This window comes from Candidatus Koribacter versatilis Ellin345 (genome assembly GCF_000014005.1).
Lineage (GTDB): Bacteria > Acidobacteriota > Terriglobia > Terriglobales > Acidobacteriaceae > Korobacter > Korobacter versatilis_A.
Genome location: NC_008009.1, coordinates 1,951,272 through 1,977,909, shown reverse-complemented (window position 1 = coordinate 1,977,909; position 26,638 = coordinate 1,951,272). Strand labels below are relative to the sequence as shown.

General features: G+C 57.3%; 22 protein-coding genes. 17 read left to right on the top strand and 5 right to left on the bottom strand.

The annotated features are described in order from the left end of the window. The first annotated feature begins 135 nt into the window (after positions 1-135). The 3 genes from ACID345_RS08355 (at position 136) to ACID345_RS08345 (ending at position 4,641) form a co-directional block, all read left to right on the top strand. Positions 136-1,974: a PQQ-binding-like beta-propeller repeat protein gene (locus tag ACID345_RS08355; RefSeq protein WP_011522432.1), complete on the top strand. Its 1,839-nt coding sequence runs from the start codon at positions 136-138 to the stop codon at positions 1,972-1,974. Positions 1,975-2,226: 252 nt separating this feature from the next. Continuing rightward, positions 2,227-3,690, top strand: a complete 1,464-nt coding sequence (locus tag ACID345_RS08350) for an MFS transporter (RefSeq protein WP_011522431.1) — start codon at positions 2,227-2,229, stop codon at positions 3,688-3,690. An 87-nt stretch (positions 3,691-3,777) separates the two neighbouring features. Next, entirely contained in the window at positions 3,778-4,641 is an 864-nt protein-coding gene (locus tag ACID345_RS08345) for an isocitrate lyase/PEP mutase family protein (protein ID WP_011522430.1), read from the top strand. A 3-nt stretch (positions 4,642-4,644) separates the two neighbouring features. On the opposite strand, the gene ACID345_RS08340 is transcribed toward ACID345_RS08345, so the two are convergent. After that, positions 4,645-5,805, bottom strand: coding sequence for a multiheme c-type cytochrome (locus ACID345_RS08340; RefSeq protein WP_011522429.1), 1,161 nt, complete (start codon positions 5,803-5,805; stop codon positions 4,645-4,647). A gap of 233 nt (positions 5,806-6,038) precedes the next feature. Between ACID345_RS08340 and ACID345_RS08335 the strand changes: the two genes are divergently transcribed. Continuing rightward, a complete protein-coding gene (locus tag ACID345_RS08335; RefSeq protein WP_011522428.1) occupies positions 6,039-9,203 on the top strand; it encodes a WD40/YVTN/BNR-like repeat-containing protein in 3,165 nt (1,054 codons plus the stop codon). A gap of 96 nt (positions 9,204-9,299) precedes the next feature. On the opposite strand, the gene ACID345_RS08330 is transcribed toward ACID345_RS08335, so the two are convergent. After that, the gene (locus ACID345_RS08330; RefSeq protein ID WP_011522427.1) at positions 9,300-10,499 is read right to left on the bottom strand and encodes a 6-phosphofructokinase; all 1,200 of its coding nucleotides are present in this window, start codon (positions 10,497-10,499) and stop codon (positions 9,300-9,302) included. Between the two features lie 257 nt (positions 10,500-10,756). Between ACID345_RS08330 and ACID345_RS25295 the strand changes: the two genes are divergently transcribed. From ACID345_RS25295 to ACID345_RS08290, 8 genes are all read left to right on the top strand, one after another. Then, positions 10,757-11,497 carry a class I SAM-dependent methyltransferase gene (locus ACID345_RS25295; RefSeq protein ID WP_049761828.1) on the top strand — a complete coding sequence of 247 codons (741 nt, stop codon included), beginning with the start codon at positions 10,757-10,759 and terminating at the stop codon, positions 11,495-11,497. 228 nt (positions 11,498-11,725) lie between these two features. Then, positions 11,726-12,949, top strand: a complete 1,224-nt coding sequence (locus ACID345_RS08320) for an efflux RND transporter periplasmic adaptor subunit (RefSeq protein WP_011522425.1) — start codon at positions 11,726-11,728, stop codon at positions 12,947-12,949. 9 nt (positions 12,950-12,958) lie between these two features. Further along, positions 12,959-13,684 (top strand): ABC transporter ATP-binding protein, encoded by a 726-nt coding sequence (locus tag ACID345_RS08315; protein WP_011522424.1) that lies wholly within the window; start codon positions 12,959-12,961, stop codon positions 13,682-13,684. Beyond that, positions 13,684-14,832: an ABC transporter permease gene (locus tag ACID345_RS08310; protein WP_011522423.1), complete on the top strand. Its 1,149-nt coding sequence runs from the start codon at positions 13,684-13,686 to the stop codon at positions 14,830-14,832. Before ACID345_RS08315 ends, ACID345_RS08310 begins: the two co-directional genes overlap by 1 nt. Position 14,833: 1 nt before the next feature. After that, positions 14,834-16,018, top strand: a complete 1,185-nt coding sequence (locus tag ACID345_RS08305; protein ID WP_011522422.1) for an ABC transporter permease — start codon at positions 14,834-14,836, stop codon at positions 16,016-16,018. A 109-nt stretch (positions 16,019-16,127) separates the two neighbouring features. Beyond that, entirely contained in the window at positions 16,128-16,973 is an 846-nt protein-coding gene (locus ACID345_RS08300) for an alkaline phosphatase family protein (RefSeq protein ID WP_011522421.1), read from the top strand. 18 nt (positions 16,974-16,991) lie between these two features. After that, complete coding sequence (gene rph / locus ACID345_RS08295) at positions 16,992-17,729, top strand: ribonuclease PH (RefSeq protein WP_011522420.1); 738 nt, start codon at positions 16,992-16,994, stop codon at positions 17,727-17,729. Between the two features lie 749 nt (positions 17,730-18,478). Then, positions 18,479-20,506 carry a hypothetical protein gene (locus ACID345_RS08290; RefSeq protein WP_011522419.1) on the top strand — a complete coding sequence of 676 codons (2,028 nt, stop codon included), beginning with the start codon at positions 18,479-18,481 and terminating at the stop codon, positions 20,504-20,506. Between the two features lie 59 nt (positions 20,507-20,565). On the opposite strand, the gene ACID345_RS08285 is transcribed toward ACID345_RS08290, so the two are convergent. Both ACID345_RS08285 and fba read right to left on the bottom strand, forming a co-directional pair. Next, the gene (locus ACID345_RS08285; protein ID WP_011522418.1) at positions 20,566-21,237 is read right to left on the bottom strand and encodes a DUF2461 domain-containing protein; all 672 of its coding nucleotides are present in this window, start codon (positions 21,235-21,237) and stop codon (positions 20,566-20,568) included. Positions 21,238-21,327: 90 nt separating this feature from the next. Beyond that, positions 21,328-22,362, bottom strand: a complete 1,035-nt coding sequence (gene fba / locus ACID345_RS08280; protein ID WP_011522417.1) for a class II fructose-bisphosphate aldolase — start codon at positions 22,360-22,362, stop codon at positions 21,328-21,330. Positions 22,363-22,639: 277 nt separating this feature from the next. Here fba and ACID345_RS08275 point away from each other — a divergent pair, with 277 nt between their 5' ends. After that, positions 22,640-23,635, top strand: a complete 996-nt coding sequence (locus tag ACID345_RS08275; RefSeq protein WP_011522416.1) for a tagatose 1,6-diphosphate aldolase — start codon at positions 22,640-22,642, stop codon at positions 23,633-23,635. Positions 23,636-23,790: 155 nt separating this feature from the next. Here ACID345_RS08275 and ACID345_RS26895 read toward each other — a convergent pair whose 3' ends face one another. Beyond that, complete coding sequence (locus ACID345_RS26895) at positions 23,791-23,952, bottom strand: hypothetical protein (RefSeq protein ID WP_187148970.1); 162 nt, start codon at positions 23,950-23,952, stop codon at positions 23,791-23,793. 197 nt (positions 23,953-24,149) lie between these two features. On the opposite strand from ACID345_RS26895, the gene ACID345_RS08270 reads away from it, so the two are divergent. The 4 genes from ACID345_RS08270 (at position 24,150) to ACID345_RS08255 (ending at position 26,636) form a co-directional block, all read left to right on the top strand. Further along, entirely contained in the window at positions 24,150-24,938 is a 789-nt protein-coding gene (locus tag ACID345_RS08270) for an SDR family NAD(P)-dependent oxidoreductase (protein ID WP_011522415.1), read from the top strand. A 329-nt stretch (positions 24,939-25,267) separates the two neighbouring features. Continuing rightward, a complete protein-coding gene (locus ACID345_RS26890; protein ID WP_187148969.1) occupies positions 25,268-25,615 on the top strand; it encodes a hypothetical protein in 348 nt (115 codons plus the stop codon). Between the two features lie 96 nt (positions 25,616-25,711). After that, on the top strand, positions 25,712-26,173 hold the full coding sequence (locus tag ACID345_RS08260; RefSeq protein WP_041855548.1) for a hypothetical protein: 462 nt from the start codon (positions 25,712-25,714) through the stop codon (positions 26,171-26,173). A gap of 76 nt (positions 26,174-26,249) precedes the next feature. Next, entirely contained in the window at positions 26,250-26,636 is a 387-nt protein-coding gene (locus ACID345_RS08255) for a hypothetical protein (RefSeq protein ID WP_041855547.1), read from the top strand. Positions 26,637-26,638 lie beyond the last annotated feature (2 nt).

Here is a 26,638-nt window from a genome sequence, read left to right as displayed (position 1 = left end):
CTTAACGTAACCCCGCTTAACACTAAATTTCATGAGCAACTCACACCTGCAGCGACATCCTTCCGATTCAGCAGCAGCATCACCATCAGCACTGCCTGAGTACGTTCTGGCCAGCTTCTCAGTTGGAGAGATTCCATGCGCTGCAAATCGTCGATACTCTTACATTCCACCCGATTCTCACTGTTCGCACTATTGTTCACCGTCATCGTCGGCGGGGTTGATACCCGGGCCGCTTGTACGGCGACAGCGCCTCCGCCGTCGATCACCATCTGCAGCCCCGCTCCTGGTTCCTCCCCGTCTGATCCGGTTCAATTCTCCGCTGCTGGAGCATCGAATACGACGATCACTAACTTCCGCATTTACATCAACAACCTGCTTCGATATTCGACCGTCTCCAACAGCGTGAATGCCTCGCTGACTCTCGCGGCGGGAAGCAATTCTGTCGTCTTTCAGTTCTATTCGAATGGCGTATGGACGAAAGCTTCCGAGACCATCACGGTACAAGGCACGAATACAGGTCACGTTGCGGTCACGACCTACCACAATGATTTGCACCGGACGGGCGCTAACCCGAACGAATCAGTGCTGAATCCGTCGAATGTAAACGTTGCATCTTTCGGGAAGAGATTCTCTTTCCCGGTTGATGGACAGGTCTATGCACAGCCGCTGTATCTGCCAAATCTCACGATCGCTGGTGGGCAACATAATGTTGTGTTCGTTGCCACCGAGAACGACAGCGTGTATGCCTTCGACGCGGACGGCCGCAGTTCTTCACCACTCTGGCATGTGAAATTCGGCACTGCCGCTTCTGGGCAAGATACCGAGGGGATCTCGCCAATCATCGGCGTCACGAGTACGCCCGTCATAGATACGTCCACCAACACTTTGTACGTTGTATCGGTCACGCTGGAGTCGAATAAACGGATCTTCCGGCTGCACGCGTTGGACGTAGTCACGGGAGCTGAAAAATTCGGTGGATCGAAGATCGTAACCGCCCAAGTCAGTGGAACCGGACGCGACAGCTCGAATGGCATCATCACCCTGGAATCGAATTGCTATCAACGCACAGGCCTCACGCTTGACGGAAATAACATTTACTTCGGGTTCGCCCATTGCTCTCACGGATGGTATCTCGCGTACGACAAGACAACGCTCGCGCAGACTGCCGTCTTTAATTCAACGCCGAACGGCGCCGGTGGAATGTTCTGGAACAGCGGTGGCGCGCCCGCGGTGGATGCATCCGGCAACCTCTACACCATTTCTGCGGTAGATGCCGGAGACCCGGGTTCAGGCTTTAACGACAGCTTCCTGAAGTTCTCGAGCGCGCTCAAAGTTCAGGATTACTTCATGCCATCGAACGAAGCTGTGCTCCGAGCAAACGATGCGGACCTCGGAAGCGGCGACGTTGTCATCATGCCGAACAACGCCTCCGCTCATCCTTACGAACTGATTGGCGGCGGAAAAGACGGCCGCATCTTCGTACTCGATCGCGCCAATATGGGCAAGTTTACGTCGACCACGGACCACGTGCTGCAGGAGGTCCAAACCGGCACGCAGCAGTTCGACAACATTTTCTCCACACCGGGGTATTGGAACGGATACCTCTATATTCACTGTGAAAATGACGTCCTGAAGTCTTACGGTTTTTCTCTGACCACTGGCCTTCTCACTACCTCTCCGACCTCGAAGGCTTCCCACGTCTTCGGCGTCCACGGCGCAACCGTGAGCATCACCTCATCTGGCTCCGTGGATGGCATCGTTTGGGAGATTGAATCGACGAATCAACCGAAAGGAGGCCCGGCTGTTTTGCATGCTTACGACGCGAACAATGTAGCCACCGAGTTCTATAACAGTTCACAGGGGGGCACTCGCGATACCGCGGGCCCGGCGGTCAAGTTCACTGTCCCGACCGTCGCCGACGGCAAGGTGTTCGTCGGAACCGGGTCGGAACTCGACGTTTACGGCATTCTCTAACGCGACTGACATTCCACAACTCCAGAGCCGGAGGCAGTCCCTGCGGCTTTTCCGCGAATGTTAATAATTCGTGAATGCTCCGATCCGCGCCCAACGGATTCCGTGACTTGCACAAATGTGTGTGATATCAATTCCAAATCGTTTTGATCGGGTGGCACCCTGCTCTCACCATTAGTTTTCCGAGGAGAGCCGCCAGCCCGACGTTCCGCTCTGTTGCTACTTGCTTACATTGCACCTACTTTGGAGCGTGTTATGGCGAACCCCGTTCCCCAAGCCAACGCTGAGTACAGCATCTGGCGCGTGATCATGGCTTCCTCTCTCGGGACCATGATTGAGTGGTACGACTTCTATATTTTCGGCAGCCTCGCGGCTATTCTCGGACCTAAATTCTATCCGCCCGGCAACGATACCTTCGCCTACATCGCTTACCTCGCAACCTTCGCCGTCGGCTTCCTCGTGCGCCCATTCGGCGCATTGTTCTTCGGACGTATCGGCGATCTGATCGGTCGCAAGTACGCCTTTCTGGTGACTCTCTCGATCATGGGCTTCTCGACATTCGCGATCGGACTGCTGCCTTCGTTCGCAAAAGCTGGATGGTTCGCCCCAATTGTTCTGCTCGCCATCCGCATCCTGCAAGGGCTCGCGCTGGGCGGCGAATACGGTGGCGCGGCTGTTTATGTCGGCGAACACGTACCCGACAACAAGCGTGGCTTCTACACCAGTTTCATCCAGATCACTGCTACGCTCGGCCTCTTTGTTTCCCTCATCGTCATTCTCGTAACGCAGAGCTCGATGTCGAAGGAAGCCTTTGCTGCCTGGGGCTGGCGCATTCCGTTCCTCATTTCGATCTTCCTGGTGGTGATGTCTCTGTACATCCGCTTGAAGATGAAAGAGTCGCCGATCTTTGCGCAGTTGAAAGCCGCAGGAATGACCTCAACCCAGCCGCTCAAGGACGCCTTCACTCAGTGGCCAAACCTGAAGAACGTACTGATCTCGCTTTTTGGCGCGACAGCTGGGCAAGGGGTGATCTGGTACACAGGTCAGTTCTACGCGCTCTTCTATCTTCAAACCATCTTGAAAGTCAACGTTCGCACCGCGAACATCATCGTGGCTATCGCGCTCCTGCTTGGGATGCCGTTCTTCACCGTTGCAGGCGCGCTCTCTGATCGATTTGGCCGCAAAAAACTGATGATGGCCGCCTGTTTGCTCGCAGTGATCAGTTACATTCCGATTTACAAGGCCATGCAGAGTGCGGCAGGCAACGACGTGGTCACCGTAAAGTCCGCCAGGAATAAAGTCACTGGCGCCATCGGGCTTACGCCCCTTACTCACGATGCTACGGGCGCTCTGGTTCCCGCAAAGGAAGCTCCCAATCCAAATGTGCCTGCCTTAGTCGGGCTGATCTTCGCCCAGGTGCTGCTCGTATGCATGATTTACGGTCCGATTGCGGCGTATCTCATTGAGGCTTTCCCAGCGAAAGTCCGCTACACGTCGCTCTCACTGCCCTATCACATTGGCAACGGAGTCTTTGGCGGCCTATTGCCTTTGATTGGCCTTTCCAGTGTCGCGGCAACGGGAAACATCTATGCGGGACTGTATTACCCCATGATCGTCGCCGGCCTCACCTTTATCTTCGGCAGCCTGCTGCTGCGTGAAACCATGGGCCACCGCATTTGGGACGAAACCGACGGAAAAGTGGCGATCGCTTCCAAGTGATCTCAGCTTTTACCTAACTAGCTGATACAAGCCCCATCTTCAATCGATGGGGCTTTTCTCGTAGGCAACTTTTAATCCGGACATTCGATGAAGCGTCCGGTCGCCCGCGACATCCAATCGGACGAGGAAAACATGCGTTCACAAGCTGACAAAGCCGCTCTCTTCGTTAAGCTACACGAAGGTCCGACGTTCATCATTCCCAATCCATGGGACATCGGATCCGCCCGAGTCCTCGAAGGTTTGAAATTTCAGGCTCTGGCTACTTCCAGTGCTGCCGCAGCCGCGACGGTCGCAAAGGCCGATGGAAAACTCACGCGAGACGAGGCGGTGGCCCACGCCCGCGCCATCGCGAACTCCACGGACTTACCAGTGTCTGCCGACCTCGAGAATGGCTTTGGCGATTCTCCCGAGGCCGTTGCGGAGACAGTTCGGCTCGCGGGGAACTCTGGTCTCGTCGGCTGCACCATCGAAGACACAACCGGAAACGCGGAGCATCCGTTGTACGACTTCACGCTTTCGGTTGAGCGAATCGTAGCCGCGGTTGAGGCGGCCCGCTCGCTTCCATTTCCGTTCGTGCTCACCGCACGCACGCACAATTTCTTTTTTCCGAACTCATCTCTTGACGAGACGCTCCAACGCCTGCATGCCTTTGAGGCAGCGGGTGCGAACGTCCTCTTTGCCCCTGGATTGCCCGACTTGCAATCCGTGCGCGAGGTCTGCTCTTCCCTCTCAAAGCCGTTCAACTTCATGGTCGGCATCAAGGGAAAATCATTTACGGTCCCAGAGCTCGCGGAAGCAGGCGTTCGGCGCATTAGCCTCGCTACTTCTCTGTATCGGGCGGCCATGACCGGCTTCCTTGACGCCGTCCGCGAGGTTCAGTCAGCAGGGCAATTCACGTTTCTCGACAACAGCGTTGCAACCGACGACGTATTGAAGCTGATGGGGATCTGATCGCTACTCTGGATATGTTTCGCCCGGCTTCACGATGCGGATGCGGTGGTCCGTGAAGGCGTAATGCATGGTCGGCGCGGGCTGCTTCGGCATGTGGCAACTCGTGCATTGATTCGAAGACACCGGGCAAGCACGGCCCGGGCGCTCGCCTGTCGGATTCATTCCCGTTGTCACGTGACATTCCAGGCAATTGTGGTCGTAGGCCGCGGCGCCAACCACAAGCGGCTGGTGAGGATCGTGGCATGCAGTGCACGTGAGACGCGCATCGCCTTTGCTTCCCCAGCACTTGCTTTCCTCCAAGCGGAATGGCTGCGCTTTCGACGTCGAGACGCCAGAAGTGTGGCTCAGCTTCATGTCCCAGTAGGAAAAGTGGCAAGCGCCGCAATAGTCCACCGCGTCCGCGGGCTTCAACTTACCCGCATTGAAGATCGCCCCGCGAGCTTCTTCCGGTGCTCCGGCCATTTCTGCAGCTTGAGCCGCGGCGACGTGTTCTGCACCCGGCCCATGACAAGCTTCGCAACTCACTCCAGGAATTAGGTTTTGCTCGTCGAGTTTGGTGCCGATGATCGCAGCCGTACTGTGACAACTGAAACATCTTTGCACCTCTTCGAATGTCACTGGACGCGCGATCGCTTCGTCCAGGTTCTTGGGATTCTCGAGCGCCCGCGACGGTGTGAAGTGCAAGTTCTTAAGCGTCGCGAAGTAGGAAACGCGAGCCTCATAGAACGATCCGTCTTTCTTCTTGAACAGATAGGACTGTCCCACTCTTCCGTTCCCGAAGGCCCACAGTAGTGAAGTTGTGAGCGATTGCTGCCCATCGCTCACGGAAAGCGTATCCCTGTTCGCGTCTTTGCGAATTTCGTAGTGGATCTTTCCGATGTCGAAGTGAAGTTCTGGATGGTTCTTAACAATAATCGAATCGCCTACGCGCGCAGACGTCTGTGCCATGGCAGTCGTTTGTTGTTCGGCGAGCTTGCTGGGATGGCAACTGGCACAAACTTTCGGTCCAACATAAGCATCACGCGAGTTCGCCCATTTCGTGGGCCAGAACCCTGGCACCGCCAAACGGTCTTCGGTCGTGAACTGTGCCGTCACCGGGTGCGACGAGCAGAGCCACAACAGAGCACACACCCACCACCACCGCAGCCACTCTCGCGAGCGCACCCACCGACCTCAAGATTGGAAATCCATCACGCGGAATTGCGGAAGGAATGGGCGAGCGTAACATTCAAAGCTCCTCGAGAATGTGTGTCTGACAAGGCTTTACATCGATTCAAAGAAAATTACATTGGCGCAGTTTTGAATAGCAACAAGATGCTATTGCGGGCGCACAGAAGAGGCACGTTTGTTCTGGTCGCGATGAATGCGTTATCCTCGCATCCGTTTTGGAGGTTGCATTGATTCGTTTGCGCAAGCACTTTTCGGTCCTGTTGTTCTCACTCCTCTCTTCACTCGTCATCGCGCAACAACTCCCGGATATGTCTCAAGCATGGCACTGGCGTCCCATTGGCCCACTCCGTGGCGGACGCACGCGTTCTGTCGCCGGTATCCCGAACCAACCGAATGTCTTTTACATCGGGGTGGTGAATGGAGGGGTATGGCGCACGAATGATTATGGCCGCACCTGGGACTCAATCTTCGATAGCCAGCCAACGCAATCGATCGGGGCAATCGCGGTGGCGCCGAGCGACCCGAAGGTGATTTACGTTGCCAGCGGGGAAGGCCTTCATCGCCCCGATTTATCGGTAGGCGATGGAATTTACAAATCAACCGATGCTGGCAAAACTTGGACGCACCTCGGCCTGCGCGACGGTCAGCAGATTCCCGCACTTGCCGTCGATCCTCGCGATCCGAACAAACTGCTCGTGGCCGTCGCCGGACATCCCTACGGCCCGAACCCCGAGCGTGGCGTCTTCCGCTCCACCGATGGCGGCCAGACTTTTCAGAAAGTCCTCTACAAAGATGAAAATGTCGGCGCATCTGACGTGCAGATCGATCCGAGTAATCCCGACATCGTTTACGCAGGTCTTTGGGAGTCTCGCGAAGGGCCGTGGGAAAACGGCCAATGGAACGGCACCGGCGGCGGCATCTACAAATCAACTGACGGCGGCCAGACTTGGAACCAACTTGCAGGTGGCCTGCCGGATGGGATCATCCAAGTCTACGTTGCGATCTCGCCAAGCTCTCCGAACCGCCTCTATGCTTCGGTCGCTACAAAAGCCGGAGTTCACATATATGGATCGAAAGACGCAGGCACAACATGGACAACCGTGACCGACGACGCGCGTCCCGAACAACGAATCGGCGGTGGTGATCTTCCGGTGCCAAAGGTTGATCCACGCGATCCTGAAACGCTTTACATGACAAGCACCGTTACATGGAAATCTACCGATAGTGGCAAGACTTGGATCGGTTTCCGCGGCGCGCCCGGCGGCGATGACTACCAGAATATCTGGATCAATCCCAACGACCCTAAGATCATCTGCATCGTCAGCGATCAGGGCGCAATCGTCACGGTGAATGGCGGCGAGTCGTGGAGCTCCTGGTACAACCAGCCCACTGCGCAGATGTACCACGTGAATACCGACAACGCTTTCCCGTACCGCGTTTGCAGCGGTCAGCAGGAGAGTGGCTCGGCGTGCGTCTCCAGTCGCGGCGACGACGGCCAGATCACCTTTCGCGAGTGGCACCCCGTCGCAGCCGAAGAGTACGGCTACGCTGTCCCCGATCCACTTGATCCTGACATCGTAATTGGCGGCAAACTCACTCGCTACGACCGGCGCACCGGTCAGGCACAGAACATCTCACCACGACCTTTACGCGGTCCCGACTTCCGCGTCGTCCGCACGGAGCCGATCGTCTTCGATCCGAAGGACCCGCACATTCTCTACTTCGCTGCAAATGCACTTTGGAAGACGACGGACTACGGCAAGCACTGGACTCAAGCCAGCCCCGACCTCACGCGCAAAAATTTCTCGCTTCCGGCGAACATCGGAAAATTCAGCGATCAGCCAACGGCGAAGGCAAAGCAACGCGGCGTGATTTACGCCGTAGCCATCTCACCTCTCGACACCAAGCGCATCTGGGCGGGCACCGATGACGGCCTCCTGCACATCACCGCCGATGGGGGCGCCCACTGGACCGACGTTACCGGCAACACACTCACTCCGTTCGAGAAAGTTTCCGTGCTCGAAGCCAGCCATTTCGACGCACAAACCGCTTACGCAGCCATCAACACGCTGCGCCTCGATATTCTCAAACCGAAGATCCTGCGCACGCACGATGGCGGAAAAACTTGGGCGAATGTTCGAGAAGGTATTCCCGACGGCGAAACTGTCAATGCTGTCCGCGAAGATCCCAAGCGCAAAGGTCTCCTCTTCGCCGCTACCGAAAAGTCTGTTTACGCTTCGTTTGATGACGGCGACCACTGGCAATCTCTGCGTCTGAATTTACCAGCCAGTTCCGTACGTGATATTCAAATCCATGGCGACGATCTCGTCGCTGGAACTCACGGACGCGGCTTCTGGATTCTCGACAACATTTCCGCGCTGCGCGAGATTAAGCCGCAAGCATTCGACCATCCAGTACTCTTCCAGCCGCAGACGGCCATCCGCGTCCGCTGGAATATGAACACCGACACTCCGCTGCCGCCCGATGAGCCACGCTTGCCCAATCCTCCCGATGGCGCAATCATCGACTACTTCTTGCCCGCAGGATTCCATGGCGAAGTGAAGCTTGAAATCCACGACGCCGCCGGAAAGGTTCTTCGCACATTCTCCAGCAACGATCCCGTGCCGGCGGATGATCCGAAGCTGGCGATTCCCCGCTACTGGCCGCGCCCGCCACAACCCCTTGAAGGGACACCGGGCATGCATCGCTTCTTGTGGGACATGCACCTTGCTGCCATCCCCGGGATTCATGCAGAGTACCCAATCGCTGCCGTGCCGCACGACACCGCCCCGGCGCCAACTTCGCCGTGGGTGCAGCCTGGCCGCTACATGGTGGTACTGCTCGCAAATGGATCGCGAGCCGACATGCCGCTCACGATCGAAATGGACCCTCGGGTCAAAACAGCCACTGCGGATCTCGCGCAGCAATTCAACGCATCGCATCAGCTCTATGAAGACGCGAAGTTGATCAGCGACGCCGCGGCCCACGCGCAAGCGATTCGCGAGCAACTCGATCAACTCCATTCCAAAGGCGGTGCAGCCGCCACTGACATCGAAGCCTTCAACAAGAAGATCGCCGAGATCGCCGGCGAAGAAGAAGATTTCGGCCCGCGTCGTCCTGGCACCGCTGAGACTCTAAGCAGCGTTCGGACTGGCGCTCTCTTCCTGATGACGATGATGCAAGACGCTGACGCCGCACCGACTGAGGCAATGCTTACCAAAGCCACTGAAATCCACACGGCGACGCCAAAAGTCATCGAACGATGGAAGCAGTTCGTGCAGCAGGAGCTACCGAAGTTCAATGATCGTCTGAAGCAAGACAACCTCAGCCCGTTGAATCCGCAGGCCAAGGTCCGCGACGCAGAAGTCGAACTCCGTGGCAACGAAGAATAGCCACTAATGCAAAAGCCCCAGGCGAAATCTACTCGCTGGGGCTTTCTCATTTCTGTCATCCTGAGCGGAGCGGCGAAGCCGCGGAGTTGAAGACCTCTACTCGCTCGTCATAATGAACAGCGGCTTCATCTCGAAGCTCTCATAGTGCGGGCGCAGACGCTCCGTGTTGTAGTGTTCCTTCACCTTGATCACTTTCTTGGAAGAAGTCACCACATCCACCGGCACGTTGTCGTAACGCCCATTCTTCAATACAACCAACCGTCCGTGGATCTTATTGAGAATGAGGTCGAGCGCCAGGTTGCCGTACGCCATCGGCACGATGGAGTCGATCGCATCCGGATCGCCGCCGCGCACGAGATATCCAAGCTTCTGCGTCAGGCAGTTGACGGTCTTGCCGCAGTATTTCGGCGAGAGCTCTGTCAGCTTCGCGGCAATTAAATCGCCAATGCCCCCGAGTTTCTTATGCCCGAATGCGTCAGTGGATTCGCTTTGGAAAACCATCTCGCCGCCTTCGAACATCGCGCCTTCGGAGATCAGCACTACCGAGTAACGGCTCGGATTGCGCTTGCGATCGTTCGCCATCAGTTCTGCGAGGCTCTCGATATTGAACTTGAATTCCGGAATGACGCAGCGGTTGGCGGCGCCTGCCATCGTCGGCAGCAGCGCGGTAAATCCGGCGTAGCGTCCGAATACTTCGACCACGAGAAAGCGCTCATGCGAACCAGCCGAGGTGCGCAGGCTGTTCACCATCTGTATGGTGCGCGTAACGCAGGTGCTGAAGCCGATGCAGTAGTCCGTGCCCGGGACATCGTTGTCCATCGTCTTCGGAATCGCAACGACCTTCACCCCTTCTTGATAGAGGCGCACGCCATAGCTCAACGTGTCGTCGCCGCCGATTGGAATCAGGTAGTCGATCCCCAGCCATTCCAGATTCTTCAACATTTCTGATGTGAGGTCGTTCTTCTCGGCGTTGAATTGGCCTTGGAGATGCGCCGGAACCTTGTCCTTTGCCACGCGGCTCGGGTTGGTACGCGAGGTATGCAGAAAGGTGCCGCCGGTACGCGCCGCCCGGTTCACCACAGTCTCCGAAAGATGAACGAAGTTCTCGCTATTGTCGTGGTCCTTGTCGCGGACAATGTCCACCAGCCCACCCCAACCGCGGCGCAGGCCGATCACGTCATACCCCTCGCGCAACGCGCGGAACGTCACGCCGCGGATCGCAGGGTTTAAACCCGGCACATCGCCGCCGCCGGTCAGGATTCCAATCACGCCCTTCTTCTTAGTTACATTCGCCATTTTCTTCAGAACTCCAGACTTAAACCGTTACAAGAAGTCAAGACCGCGGACGGTCGAGTACCGCACTCTTAATTTATTACATTCGTGACCCGATGTGCAGTTACCGCGGCCATGAATCTCACACCACAGCTCCCGCTTTTGCACCGAGTTGGATGAATTAACCGGTCTATCATTTCGACATGACTGACTGGAACTCTTTTGCGCGAGCCAACGCTTCCCAGCGCTGGAGGAAATCTTCCGCGATGATGGGGCGGCCCATGACCGAAGCAATCGTAGCCGCCGCGGATATTCGGCCGGGCCTTCGGGTGCTCGACGTCGCGTCTGGCACCGGCGAGCCTGCAATTTCCATCGCCACGGCCCTCAACGCCACCGGCCGGGTGATTGCCACCGACATCTCTTCAGAACCCCTGACAATCGGCGAGCAGCGCGCCCACGAGCGCGGCCTCACCAACATTGAATTTCAGCACGCCGACGTGCACGATTTGCCCTTCCCCGACAACTCTTTCGATCTCGTGACCTCGCGTCTGGGGGCGATGTTTTTCGCCGATATCAACCAGGCTCTCCGCGAGATTCACCGTGTCTTAACAATCGGTGGCCGAGCCACGCTCCTGGCGTGGGGTCCGATGGATCAAGGCTATTTCTCCACCACTGTTGGAACCATCGTGAAAATCGTTCCCGATCTCCGAGTTCCTGACTCCGGGAAGAAAATGTTCAAGTTTGGCGAGCCCGAAACGCTGGCAAAGGCCTTGCGAACTTCCGGCTTTGGGCATGTGGAAGAAGCCCAAGAAGAGGTACCGTGGAATTGGCCCGGCACACCTGACGACCTCTGGTCGTATTTCCAGGACGTAACCGCTCCCTTCAAACCTCTCTTCCAATCGGTACCAGAAGCCTCGCGGAAGGAAGTCGATCAGGCCGTTCTGTCGGAACTTCACAAGCGTTACGACGGTGAATTCGTGCGATTCAACGCTAAGATCGTCCTCGCCTCTGCAATCAAGTAAGCAGTTAGAGAAATCGTTCCCGCCATTCGCCGGTAGCACTCCGTCATCCGCCGAAAAGCCTCGGCAAATCCTTCACCGGACAGTTACTTTGATCGTGCGGCTGAAAAGGTTCCCGGATTTCCTTCCCGGGCTTTCATCCGACGCAAAATTGGCCTCATTCTCGTTTGCAACCTTTTGTAAAGAGGATGTAGCTTGGAAGCAGCTCATCCTCATACATGGAAGATACGAATGTCACCTGCTGACCTTTCAGCATTAAAAATCGACGACAGCCACCGCAACGCCAACCGTGGCGGAGTGTTTCGCTGGTTCGCCATCATTCTCGGGGTCCTCGTCATCGGCACCGGCGCCTTCTTCGCATTGCAGAAGAAGCTCCCACCGGTTGAAGTCGTCTCGGCCCACACCTCGGCCCCCGGTCAGGCACAGGCAGCCACGCTGCTCAATGCCAGCGGATACGTAACCCCGCGTCGTCGCGCCACCGTCGCCGCCAAGATCACGGCTCGCGTCGAGCAAATTTACGCGGACGAAGGTATGCGTGTGAAGGCGGGCCAGGTGCTCGCCATCCTTGACCAATCGGATGCGCGCGTGCGATTGAATTCGGCAGTCGCCGATCGCGACAGCACGCAAGCCCAACTCAGCGATCTCCAGGTCAACCTCAAAAACGCGGAAATCGAACTCCACCGCAACGAAGAGCTGCAAAAGAGTGGGGTCACCACGCAGCAGGCCCTGGATAACGCGCGCACCACGGTCAACAGCTACAAAGCCCGCATTGTGGCGACGCAGCAATCGATTGCCGCTGCCGAGTCGCGAATCAAAGTCGCACAACAGGACCTCGACAACTGCACCGTAGTCTCACCTTTCGATGGAATTGTGGTTTCCAAGGATGCGCAACGCGGCGAAATGGTGTCGCCGATTTCCGCGGGCGGTGGCTTTACCCGCACCGGCATCGCGACGGTAGTTGACATGAACTCCAACGAGATCGAAGTGGACGTCAATGAGTCCTACATCGGCCGCGTGAAGGAAGGCCAACCGGTCATGGCCACGCTCGACGCGTATCCCGACTGGCAGATTCCTTCGCACGTGCGCACCATCATTCCGACTGCCGACCGGCAGAAGGCAACGGTAAAAGTGCGCATCTCGTTCGACAAACTGGATCCGCGCATTCTTCCGGACATGGGCGTAAAGGTCGCTTTCCTCGAAGACAAGAAGGCAGACGACAAAGCCGCTTCAAAGCCGGCGATGTTCCTGCCGAAAGATGCCGTGCACGATGACGGTGGATCGAGTGTTGTCTATGTCTTTAAGGATGGGAAGGCCGAACGTCGCGCCGTCCGTACTGGCGGATCGCGTGGCGACAATGAAGAGATTCTCGCGGGACTTACCGACGGCGAACAGGTGATCGTTCGCGGACCCGCGGATTTACATGATGGACAAACCGTAGCAATCAAACAGCAATAGGAGAAAAGCATGGTACGGGTTGACGGCAACGGCAGTGATAGCCTGATTAAGGTCCGGGATCTCGACAAAACCTACAAGCGTGGCGGCGAAGACGTCCACGTGCTCCAGGGCCTGAAGCTCGACATCAGCAAAGGCGAGTTCGTCGCCTTCATGGGCCCCAGCGGTTCCGGCAAAACCACGCTCCTCAACTTGCTTGGCGGACTTGACCTACCGACTCGTGGCACGATTAATGTCGCTGGCGACGAAGTCTCGCGCATGTCTGGCTCGAAGCTTACCCACTGGCGCGCCCGCCACGTCGGGTTCGTCTTCCAGATGTACAACCTCATCCCTGTACTTACAGCATTCCAAAACGTTGAACTGCCGCTGCTGTTAACTAAGCTATCGTCATCACAGCGCAAGAAGCACGTTGAGACCGCCATGGCGCTCGTTGGTCTTGAGCACCGCATGCATCACTATCCAAGGCAACTCTCCGGCGGACAGGAGCAGCGTGTCGGCATTGCTCGTGCCATCGTCGCCGACCCAACGTTCCTGCTCTGCGACGAGCCTACCGGCGACCTCGACCGCAAATCGGCTGACGAAATCCTCACGCTGCTGGAACAGCTCAACCGTGAACACGGAAAAACGATCCTGATGGTTACGCACGACCCACTAGCGGCCGAGCGTGCCCATTCCCTCCTTCACATGGATAAAGGCGTTCTCGTTGAAGCCGAGAAGGCCCGCGTAGGAGAAGTGTAATGAAATTCCTGCCGTTGCTCTTCAGGAACATCACTCGCAAGTGGACGCGCCTGCTGCTCACCATCGGTTCGTTCGCGATCGCGCTGTTTCTCTTTGGCATTCTCGCCGTGGTGAACAACTCTTTTAACGGCGCACTGAACAGCATGGCCGGGGTGGATCGCCTGATGGTCCAGAACCGCGTCTCCATCATTCAGCCGGTGCCGGAAGCGTACAAAGCCAAAATCGAGCAGATCGAGCACGTGAAACTCGTCACGTACGCCAACTGGTTTGGCGCCGTTTACCAAGACGAGAAGAACTTCTTCCCTCAGTATGCAATTGATGAGGAAAGCTACCGCAAGATGTATCCGGAGTTCCGCGTCGCCGACGCCGAATGGAAGGCTTGGGAAGACGACCGCGAAGGCGTGATTGTCGGCGAGAAGACTGCCGAGAAATACGGCTTCAAAGTTGGCGACCGCGTCCCTCTGAAGGGTGTGCTCTGGGGCGGCGGAGAGTCCTGGTCGTTCAACGTGCGCGGCATCTACCACGCTAAACCCGACGAAGATCAGAGTCAGTTCTGGCTGCACTGGAAGCTCTTCGATGAGCGCCGCCAGTTCAGCAAAGGCACGGTTGGCTGGTACATCGTTCGTGTGGATAGCCCCGACAACGCTGTCGAGGTGAGCAAGAAGATCGACGCGATGTTCGCCAACTCCTCCACCGAGACGAAAACGCAGACCGAGAAAGAGATGATGGCAAGCTGGGCCAAGCAGACCGGCAACGTCGGCCTGATCATCACCATTATCGGCAGCGTCGTGTTCTTCACGTTATTGCTCGTGGTCGGCAACACCATGGCAATGTCGATCCGCGAACGCATGCGTGAACTTGCGGTGCTCAAGGCCATCGGCTACACGGATCGCTTCGTGCTCGTTTTCGTGATCGCCGAATCCGTGGTCGTCGCATTCATCGGCGTGGCCATTGGGCTTGGGTTACTGTTGCTATCTCTACCCGGCATCGAGAAGGCGCTGAGCAGCTTCTTGCAGTTTGTCTTCCTGCCGCCGCAGAAAGCCATCGAGGGCGTTGTTATCACTCTGTTCATCGCCTTCCTTGCGGGCATCATTCCTGCAGTCAATGCCAGCCGTCTGCGCGTAGTAGACGCCATCCGGAGAGTGTGACGTGGCCATTCCGATCTCGTACAACATTCGCAGTCTCGGAGTTCGCTGGTCCTCCACGCTCGTAGCCGTCATCGGCATCGCCGGCACGGTTGGAGTATTCGTAGCCATGCTGGCGCTGGCCAACGGCTTCAAGTCGACGCTGGTGCATAGCGGCCTGAATGACAACGCCATCGTTCTGCGCGGCGGAGCGACCTCGGAGATGATGAGCGGCATGGGGCTTGACCAGGTCAAGGTCATCGCCGACATGCCGGGCGTGGCGCGCAAGAACGGCCGATCGAGCATCAGCCCGGAGGTCGTCGTCATCGCGGCCTTCCCGCTGAAGAGCACAGGCACTGATGCCAACGTCCAGGTGCGCGGCGTGTCGCCGCAGATCTTCGACGTGCGGCCAAACGTTCACATCGCGCAAGGTCGCACCTTCGAACCTGGGCGCAATGAACTCATCGTGGGACGCAACGTGCAGAAGACCTATGTCGCTGCGGCGGGTGTTCCCTTTAATCTTGGCCAGACCGTTCGCTTCGGCGGTGGTGAATGGACCGTGGTTGGCGTATTCGACGCCGGCGGTTCAGCGTTCGACTCGGAGATCTGGTGCGACAGTGCCATCCTCGACCAGGTCTACAAGCGTCCGCAGAACAGCTTCCAATCTCTGACCGTCCATCTCGAAAACGAAGCGGCTTTCCAGAAGTTCAAGGATGCGGTAACGACCGATCCACGTCTGACGATGCAAGTGCAGCGCGAGCGCGAGTATTACGAGAAGCAGTCGCGCGTGATGTCTACGCTGATCACTGTGCTCGGTGGCCTCGTCGCCGTTGTTATGGCAGTCGGCGCGATTCTCGGCGCACTCAACACCATGTACTCCGCGGTGAGTGAGCGTGGTCGCGAAATCGCGACGATGCGTGCGCTTGGCTTCGGTGCGGGCAGCGTGGTGCTGTCGTTCATGATCGAAGCGATATGTATCGCGATCATCGGTGGCGTCGTCGGATGTCTTGCCGTGCTGCCGATCAACGGACTCACGACAGGAACGATGAATTTCCAAACTTTTTCGCATTTGGCGTTTGCGTTCCAGGTCACACCCCCATTGATTATTGGTGGCCTGATCTTCTCCGTGTTCATGGGGATTCTGGGTGGCGTTCCGCCGGCGGTGCGTGCGGCGCGGGCGCGGATTGCAGTTGCCCTGCGAGAACTCTGAGTTTCCGAATCACTTAACCCAAGGGTGCCACTCGCTGGCACCCTTTTTCTGTTGAAGCAGAAAAGATGCACCGGCATCCTTGCCTTGGAACTTCCCATCTGAGGCATGCATGAAAGCTAAGTTGCTCGCTCTCGCGGCGCTCGTTGCGATTTCTCTCACCGCAGTCGCAGCAGTTCCCGCTTCCTCGCACGTGGTCGTGGTCGTCGAAGAAAATCATAGTTACGCGAACGTAATCGGTAACCCGGCAATGCCCTACCTCAACTCACTCGCTAATAGCTATTCCCTTCTCACCGCGTACTACGCGGATGCGCATCCATCGATCGGCAACTACTTCGAGATGACCACGGGCAACGTGATCACCAACAACGACTCGTTCACCAGCACCATTAGCAACGACAATATCGTTCGGCACCTGCTCACCGCTGGCAAGACGTGGAAGTCTTATGCGGAGAGTTTGCCGTCCGTCGGTTACACCGGCGGAAACACCGGCTACTACTTCAAGCGCCACGATCCGTTTGCCTATTTCAGCGACGTTGCAAACAGTTCCGTCGAGAAACAGCGATTGGTTCCGTTCACGCAGTTCTCGAAAGATCTCGCGAACCATGCGCTGCCAAACTTTTCGTTCATCGCGCCGAACATCTTGCATGACGCGCACGATGGCACCCTGGCTGCAGCCGACGCGTGGCTGAAGGCAAACATCGCTCCCCTGCTGTCGAACTCCGAGTTCACCACCAACGGGCTGCTCATCATCGTCTTCGATGAGTCGGTGGTCTCCGATACTGCACACGGGGGTGGCCATGTGGCAGCGATCGTGATCGGACCGAAAGTAAAGCGCGGATTCAAATACGGTGGGATGTACAAGCACGAATCCACGCTGCGAACGATCCTCGATGCACTAGGCGTCAACCACAATCTCGGGAATGCTGCGACGGCGACGCCCTTTAACGTGTTCTGACGCATATACAATCACTGGATGCATTTCCGCTCGGATAACCGCACTCCTGACCAACTGCGTCCAGTGAGCATCATTCCCGATTACATCTCGACCGCCGAAGGTTCGTGCCTGATCGAGGTCGGGAACACGCGCGTAATCTGCACGGCGTCGATCGAGGAATCGGTTCCGTCGTTCCTGCGCAACAGCGGCAAGGGCTGGCTGACCAGCGAGTACGCGATGCTTCCGCGCGCTACGCTCACGCGCACACCGCGCGAGGTTTCGAAGGGCCGTGCTTCGGGGCGGACCCACGAGATCCAGCGGCTGATCGGGCGTTCTCTGCGCGCGGTGACGGACCTGACCAAGCTTGGGGAGCGCACGCTTTTCGTAGATTGCGACGTGATCCAGGCCGATGGCGGAACGAGGACTGCGTCCATCACGGGAGCGTTCGTTGCGGTCGGGCTCGCGGTGCAGAAGCTCACCGAAGCGGGGACGCTCAGCATTTCTCCTCTGCGCGATTACGTCGCGGCGACGAGTGTTGGAATCGTGGATGGAGCGGTGTTGCTCGATCTTGCGTATGAAGAGGATTCGCGCGCCGAAGTGGACATGAACATCGTGATGACCGGAAGCCGAAAAATGGTCGAGATCCAGGGAACAGCGGAGCAGCATCCGTTCGATGACGAGCAGTTGGCCAAGATGATGTCGCTGGCGAAGGCGGGGATTGAGCAGCTCATCGTGAAGCAGAAAGCAGCGCTGGGAACGACGGTTTTGAGCCAATAAATCGCGAAAAGTGCACCGAGATTTGCGTTTTTGCGTGGACTAGCGGTTAAATCGCCTATTTTCGCGGCGTTTTTTCCGCCGCCGAAAGGCGGCGGTTGCCGTGAACCAAACCCGGACTTCCGACCCATCCCATCCCCTCCCCCACTCTCTAGTGTTTTCATAGACTTAGGCTATGTAATGTTCGCAAATTCCTCTTTCTAAATATAGTTAGAGGTAAATTCCTCTCGGCGTAGGAGTTAGGGGCGATTTTCGCGCAAACAATGTCCGATAACGCGCTGAACAGCAGATTCTTCGTCGGGCTCGCGCCCTCCTCTGAATGACAAGAAAGATTAATGCGAAACGCGAGTGAAGTCAGGACCACGCTCGGCTTGCGCAGGGGCTGAAGCCCGTTTTCTTTCGAGTGCCCTTTCGGCATCGCTGAAGCGATGCCTGATACGAAGCAAAGGCAATGCGATGTATTTACGACGGGGATGCGAGGCGACGTCGCACACGGAAATGGTGAGGCGGCGCGACGATCCGTTTGAGATTTCAAAGAACAAATTTGCTTCTGGGGAAATGACCCGCGGTGCAGGATAGCGGTCAAGGCCTTACGGTGTCGGTGATGTGTGAACGCTCCGAACGTGAGATCGGTCACGTGTTGGGACGAAATAGAGCAACTCTGGTCGACGTACGGTGTTACAAAGAGACAGCCAACCAACCCCCATCACCAACGGATTTCGGCGCAGTTTTGAAAGTTGAGGAACACGTTTATGAAGAGGATCGTCCTGGGCCTATCGGTTCTTCTTGCTCTTAGTGGTTTCGTTCAAGCACAAAAAGCGGCTGCTGATGCGAACGCAACGCAGCAGGTGATTGTGCCGAAGCTGATACGGTTCTCCGGGCAACTGGCGGATGAGAATGGGAAAGCGCTCACTGGTACGGTTGGAATCACGTTCAGCCTCTACAAGAGCCAGACCGACAAAGCATCGCTCTGGATCGAAACGCAAAACGTAAAGCTCGATGCCGAGGGCAAATACGGCGTACTGCTCGGGGCAACGAAGGCGGACGGTGTGCCGCTCGAAATGTTCGCAAGGGGTGAAGCGCGCTGGCTCGGCATGAACGTCAACGGCAAAGAGCAGCCTCGAGTTCTGTTCGTGAGCGTGCCGTATGCACTGAAGGCAGCGGAGGCGGAGTCGCTCGCGGGTCACGCGGCGACGGACTTCGTCACCACCGACAAGCTCACGACTACCGTGCAGGAGCAGGTGAAGCAGGCGACGAGCAGCTCTTCGACGAAGGACGGGGCTACTGGGAACACGGTCAATCCGGCCACGAGTTTTGCGGCCAACAACACAACCCAGGTGCTTGACGTCACCCAGAGCGGCAGCGGCACTGGCGTGTGGAGCAAAGCCACAACTGGCATTGCGCTGCGTGGTTCGAGCGCCGGCCTTGCGATTTATGGAAGTTCGACGGGAACCAGTGCTGCACCAGCAATTCAAGGTGTCTCGAATTCGACGGCAGGCGCAGGCGTGATGGGGTACAACACGGCAGCGTCCGGGTCACCAACAGGACTTTACGGATTGGCAACCGGCGCCGGCGGCATCGGCCTCTCCGCAAAAGCGACGGCCACCACGGGAGCGACCCGCGGAATCTCGGTGTACACCGCGAGCCCTGCAGGTATAGCGGGACTCTTCGTGAACGCAGCGACCAGCGGCAACGTGATCACTGGTCAAGGTGGGAGCCCCTTGGCCACCGTGTTCAATGTGACGACTGCGGGCAATGTATCGGCTAGCGGCACCTTCACAGGAAACGGAGCGGGCCTGACCAACGTCAACGCAACCAAACTGGGCGGCGTGTCACTCTCGGGACTGCCGTCTCTTTCAGCGGCAAATACTTTCACCAACCAGCAGTACATCAACACGGCAAAAACCAACTATGCCCTCCAGGTGTACAACACATCAACCTCAGGAAGTCTCGGTGCGGCCGTAACGGCTTTCGCCGACAATCCGAACGGAATTGGTTTGTATGGCGAAGCGGACTCGGGTGAAGCGAGTGGCGTGTTCGGGTACACGAAATCCGTGAAGGGTGCGGGTGTGTATGGACAGATGTCGAAGGGCTCCGCGATTTACGGCAGCTGCTGTGCGGGGTATCAAGGTATCGGCGTGTGGGGTGACACGGGCGGCACTGGTGCGGCACTGCTCGCCACAGCCGACGCTACTGATGCGGGCGTGATGTACAACAACGGCCCATACTCGACGCTGTATATCGAAAATGACTATCCCTCATCGAAAGGCACCGCTTACGTGCTGTTTGCCGGCAACGCGAACAACTCCGGCGGATGCGGTATCGATACAATCGGCAATCTCAGCTGCTCAGGAATGGTCACCGGGACAGTGCGCGGCGGCGGTGGACAGAAGATGGAAATGTACGGCGTGCAAGCAACTGAAAACTGGTATGAAGATGCGGGATCGTCGTCGCTACGGAATGGCGCCGTCACCGTGCAACTCGACACGGATTTCGCGGCGGCTGCAAATACAGCCGTAACCTACCAGGTATTCCTCACGCCGAATGGCGACTGCAAAGGACTCTACGTCGCGAACAAGGGACCCAAGAGCTTTGAAGTGCGTGAACTCGGCGGCGGGACAGCGAGCATCGGCTTCGACTACCGCATTGTTGCGAAGCGCAAGGGGGCGGAGACGGTGCGAATGAAGCGGGTAGCCGACAACGCCATGCCGGTTCGAAACGTGGAAGCAGGACTACAAGGTGCGGCGGGAGCGCGGAGTTCCCTGCGGCCGCAACAGTAGGGTGCCGCAAAGAGTAAACGAGGCCGGATTCGCGTCCGGCCTCTCTTTTTTGTTCAGCTTTAGAATTTCAATTCCATGGCTGTCGTTGTGAACGCGACGAGCGGCGCCATCGACTTGCAGGCCGCCGTGATCTCACGCATGCAGGCTGAGCTGGAGATCTGCTTTTCGGTGAGCGCGACCGAAGCGATGAAATCTTTGCGCTTCAGATCTTCGATGAGCGGATGATCGCCGGCGAAACCCTTCGGTGGACGGGTGAGCGAGTCCCCGGAGAGTTCGAGCTTCTTCACTGATTTCTTCCATGCTTCGGGACGGGCGACGATCGCGCCGCGAATTTGCGTGAGCGCGCGCGAATCGGGGTGCCAGATGCCGGCGGCTACAAAGCAGCCATCGGGTTCCAGATGTACATAAAACCCGGGGGCATGGACGTCCTTCCCTTTCTCGTGACGGAACTGGATTCCGATGTGGGTCTTGTAGGGTTTCTTGTCGTGCGAGAAACGGGTGTCGCGATAAATGCGGAAGAGCGAGCCGCGAGTAGGGCGGGCGTCGGCAACGAAGTGCGGGCTGATGCGTGCGAGCGGGTCAGCGAAAGCCGTAATGAAACGGAGCGCGGGATCCTGTGCGACCTGAATGTAGCGGTCTTTGTTGCGATTGAACCATTCCCGCTTGTTGTTCCGCTTGAGGTGGCGGAGGAAGTCGAAGACATCGGCGGTGAAGAAGGCTGGCTCCGGCATGGCAAAGAATGTAACAGACCGACGGCGAGAGTGGTTGCGTCGAAGAGAAAAGGCCGGACGCGTTGGTCCGGCCTTTCGGCAGAAACGAAGTTACCGGGCTGCTACCAGTGCGTTCGCCGCGTATTTACTGGCGTAATCGCTTAGGGAGATCGGAGCGTAATCGCCGGCGTGTCCGGCTTGCCCGAATTCCTTCATGCGCTGCGCGACGACCTTCTTCATGGCTTCGCGCGCTGGCTTCAGGTAGTCGCGAGGATCGAACTTCTCCGGCGTCTCGATGAAGACCTTCCGGATAGCGCCGGTGATGGCGAGGCGATTGTCGGTATCCACGTTGACCTTGCGGACGCCGTTGCGGATGCCGAGTTGGATCTCTTCGACTGGAACGCCCCAGGTCGGCTTCAACTGCCCGCCGTACTGGTTGATGACATCCTGCAGGTCCTTGGGGACGCTGGAGGAGCCGTGCATCACGAGGTGGGTGTTGGGCAGTCGCTTGTGGATCTCGATGAGGCGTTGCATCTTCAGCACGGAGCCGTCGGGCTTCTTATTGAATTTGTAGGCGCCGTGACTGGTGCCGATGGCGATGGCCAGCGCATCGAGTCCGGTTTTCTCCACGAATTCGACGGCCTGTTCGGGATCAGTGATGTGTTCGAGTCCGGTGCCGCCGGCGCCGTGTCCGTCTTCAATACCGCCGAGAACGCCGATTTCGCCTTCGACCGTGACGCCCTTGTCGTGCGCCAATTCCACGACTGCACGGGTGGCTTTCACGTTGTATTCAAACGTCGAGGGCGTTTTGCCATCGGGCATGAGGGAGCCGTCCATCATGACGGAGGTGAAGCCGAGGTCGATGGCAGACTTGCAGGTCTCGACGGAGTTGCCGTGGTCGAGGTGCATGACGAGCGGGATCTCGGGATAGAGTTCCGCGGCGGCAAGCATAAGGTGATAGAGGAACTTGTCCTGCGAATAGGAGCGGGCACCGCGGCTGGCCTGGATGATGACCGGCGATTGGGTTTCGCGAGCGGCCTCCATGATGGCCTGGATTTGCTCCATATTGTTCACGTTGAAAGCACCGACGCCGTAGTTCCCTTTTGCGGCTTCGTCGAGGACTTGGCGCATTGAGCAGAGAGGCATGTAGGACTCCTATGAGTGCGAGATAGAGTGATCCGATTTCATCGTAAATGCGTGCAGGAGCAAGTCGGCGTGGGAAGCGGATTTCGGATAAAATTGGGTGGTTCATTTTGGGAAAGTGCCGTTTCGCTCTAGGTTGAGCGTGATGTGACGGTAGGAGTCCTCGAGATCGGTGTGAGGATAGGGGTCCTTCGACCCCGTTTCGCTTCCGCGAAACTCCGCTCAGGATGACAAGCCAGTACATCAACGCAATCTTAGAAAGTTTGTCAGGAGGAGCACCGTGACGTTAACCCCCGGAAAGCTTGCCGGAATGAAGGCCGTATCGAATGAGCGCGGCGTGATTGCTGCCGCCGCAATGGACCAGCGCGGTTCGCTGAAAAAGGCGCTGGGCGCGAACGCGACCGATCGCAACCTGGAAGAGTTCAAGGAAATCGTGACCGAAGTTTTGACGCAGCATGCGTCGGCGATTTTGCTTGATCCTGAGTTTGGATTGAGTGCGGCGAAGCATCGTGCGAAGAACTCGGGTTTGCTGCTCGCTTACGAGAAGACTGGCTACGACAAGCAGACGCCAGGACGCTTGCCTGATTTGCTTGATGTGTGGTCAGTGCGGCGGATCAAGGAAGCTGGCGGAGATTGCGTGAAGATCCTGCTGTATTACGCACCGGCTGATCCGAAGCGCATCAACGATCATAAACACGCATGGACAGAGCGCATTGGCGACGAGTGCCGGGCGAATGACATTCCCTTCTTCCTCGAGATTATCGGCTATGAAGAAGGCATGGACGAGAAGGGCGTTGATTACGCCAAGAAGAAGCCGGAAATCGTGAAGGCTTACATGAAGGAGTTCTCGAACCCGCGCTATGGCGTGGACGTGCTGAAGCTCGAAGTGCCGATCAATATGCAATTCGTGGAAGGCACGAAGTCGTTCAAGGGGCAGAAGGCGTACACGGTTGACGAAGCGAAGGAACACTTCCGCGACTCGGCGAAGGCGACGAATTTGCCGTTCATCTATTTGTCGGCAGGCGTGAGCAATGCGGAGTTCATCGAGACGCTGGAATTGGTGTCAGGGAGCGGCGTGAAGTACAACGGCGTGCTCTGCGGACGCGCCACCTGGAAGGACGGGATTCCGATCTACGCGCAGCACGGCGGCAAAGCCTTCCATGAATGGATCAGCACGGAAGGCGTGCAGAACATCAATAACGTGAACAAGGCGCTGGAGTCGGCGAGCTCGTGGTTCCCGATTTATGGAGTGGAGAAGGCGGGAGCGGGGCGGTAACGGCTTCGGCAGCAGATCCTTCGCTTCGCTCAAGACGACAGGAGTGAGCGATCTGAGGGTAACGGCGTTTTAGGCTGACCGCGCAGCACAAAGAGACAAAACGAAAGGCGGCGAGTGATCGCCGCCTTTGTTATTCGAGCGAAAAACTTGTGTGCTTACGCCTTAATGGCTGTAGCTGAGGTGGCCGCTTGCGCTGAGTAGGCGTTCGAGGTCGCAGAGTTCGCGACGATGTAGGCCGAGAGCTCGCTGGTGGTACGCGAGTTCGCTGTGGTTGCGAGAGCGCGGTTGCTGTTGGTCAACGAAAATGTAAGTGTCATACGGCCTGCCTCTGCCGATGCGGAACGGGACGGTTGCCGCAAAGGGAAATTAACTACGACCGCGATGCGTACGCTCTGTCCGATACCATCGCGTGATTGCACTATTCTCACGGCATATCGGCTTCAGCACAAGGTTACTGAGGTCATGGTACATACTTTGCTATCCTGACCGAAGTAATTGGACGAAAGTACAGATCATGAACACTCCCCCACGTACAGCTTTAGTAACGGGCGCGTCGAGCGGTATTGGACTGGAACTTGCGCGTCAATTCGCCATTGGACATTACGACCTTGTGTTGGTAGCCCGAAACCGCGCACGGATGATGGAGATCGGCGCGGACTTTCAGAACGCTTACGGAGTGAATGTGCGGATCGCAACGAAGGATTTGGCGCATGGCAAAGCTCCGCAAGAGTTGTTCGATGAACTGCATGAGGCCGGCGTGAAGATCCATACGCTGGTCAACAATGCCGGTTTCGGCGGCTATGGAGAGTTTGCGACATCCGACTTGCAGCACGAGTTGGAGATGATGCAGCTCAACATGGTGTCGTTGACCCACCTGACCAAGCTGTTCTTGCCGCAGATCATCGCTGCGAAGGGTGGGGTTCTGAATGTGGCCTCGACAGCCGCGTTTCAACCGGGACCGCTCATGGCCGTGTATTACGCAACCAAGGCGTACGTGTTGAGCTTCTCGGAGGCACTGGCGGAAGAACTTGCCTCGAGAGGGGTTAAGGTGAGCGTGCTGTGTCCGGGGCCGGTGCCGAGTGGGTTCCAAGACCGGGCTAACCTCCATGGTTCACCGATGCTGCAATCGCCGGCGGTACTGGATGCGGCGGCCGTGGCAAAGATCGGATATGACGGATTGCAGGCCGGCAAGCGGGTAGTGATCGCAGGCAAGCTGAACAAGATTGGCGTGCACATGCTGCGGGTGTCGCCGAGGAATGTGGTCACGAAGATGGTGAAAAAGATCCAGGAGAAGAAGCACTAACTCGGCCGAAGATGACGTTCCGGTGAGCTCCGGGATTCACGGAACGTTGTTGTAGAATGGCGCGGCATGGCAGCCCAGGAAAGCAGCGCGAGGATGGTGGAAAGCCGGTTTCGACCTGGGGAATCAGTACCCTGTTCCGGGGTTTACCGAATAGCGCATAACGGACATCGCGAAGATCACGACGGAATCCTTTTGAAGGGACAGACATTTCCGACGTGCACGGTCTGCGGTGTGGAAGTTCGGTTCCAACTGGTACAGGCTTCAAATTCCATTGAGCAGCAGCTGGGTTTTGAGAAGCAATGAGTCGGCACTGTGAGCGGAGTCCGTGGATGAAAACGAATTTGGGTGAGTCCCGTCGGGGACCAGGGTCAAAACAAGAACAGCGGGCGAGCGAACGCAGGCGCGCGACGATATCGCACCACAGCTGCGGAGCGCGTGGTGGCGGCGGGCGGCATCGCAATACTTCCCTGCCGCTGTTTCATCCGGGAGACGCGGTGCCGGAGTCAGGGATTTATGAGGTGATCCACGATGCCGATCATCGGCAGGCGCATGACGCTGTGATGATCATGGGAAACCGGTTTCCGAGTTGCGAGACCTGCAACGAGCGCGTGCGATTCAGGATTATCCGGACGGCGCCGTATATCTTCCAGGACCAGGACTTCGAAGAGCAGCCGTAGAGTGCACGGAATTCGACGAGGAAGGAGGCCATGACGGCCTCCTTTCGTTTGGGCTGTTATAGTTTCAGAAGCTACTTAGAAATTGGAAATGGTGGAATGAAGCGACTCTTTTTACTCGTTGCGATTGCAGTTTGCACTCTTGGGTTGGGCAGTTGTGGATCGCAGGCAAAATCGAATCCGGGCGTGGATGTCACGGGAAATTGGAACGTGGACCTGACACAGAACGGACTCGCGTCGCCCTCGTATTCGTTTGGGCTGAAACTCACCAAGAACGGGGCTACCATCAGCGGGACGGAGATCGCCTATACCGGTGGGTCAGCGTTCACCAACGGATGCATTAATCTGGGCGGTTTGACGGCGACTGGCAATACGAATGGGGGCAACGTGGTGACGCTCATAGTGAAGGACGCGTCCACGAATTCGAGTTTCACGATCAGTGGGACTGCCGATTCGGCGGTAGCCCAGATCAATGGAAACTTCACATCAAGCTTCGGCGCGAACGGGAGCAATCCTCCCTGTGCGGATGAAGATGGCACGGTGCTGATGAACCGGCAGTAGTCCTGAAGAGATTAAAAAAGGCAGGAGCTTTCGGCTCCTGCCTTTTGCTTGCCTGCTGTGTGAGAGTTAGTGAGGCGTGGAGCTGGTGTCCGGCGTGCTGCTGCTGGAGCCGCTCGAGGGGCTGTTCGGGTCAGTCGAGTTGCTCTTGTCCTTCTTGTGCTTCTTCTTGCTGGTGCTGGTATCCGTGGAGCTGTTCTGGTCGGTGCCGGAGGTACCGCTTGCCGTGGAGGAGCCCGACTGGCTGTTCATATCGGAGCTGGAAGAGCCACTGGAACTGGGGCTGCTCGTGGAACTGCTCGGGGTCTGGGAACTGCTGGGGGAGCTACTCGACTGCGGATCGGTGCTCGACGAAGGCGATGTCGCCTGCGCAGCCGCGATGCCGATCGAGAAGATAGCTGCTGTTGCGATTGCAAGAAGCTTCTTGGACATTTTCATTCATCTCCTGAGGAGAAGTGGCGTCTAGTG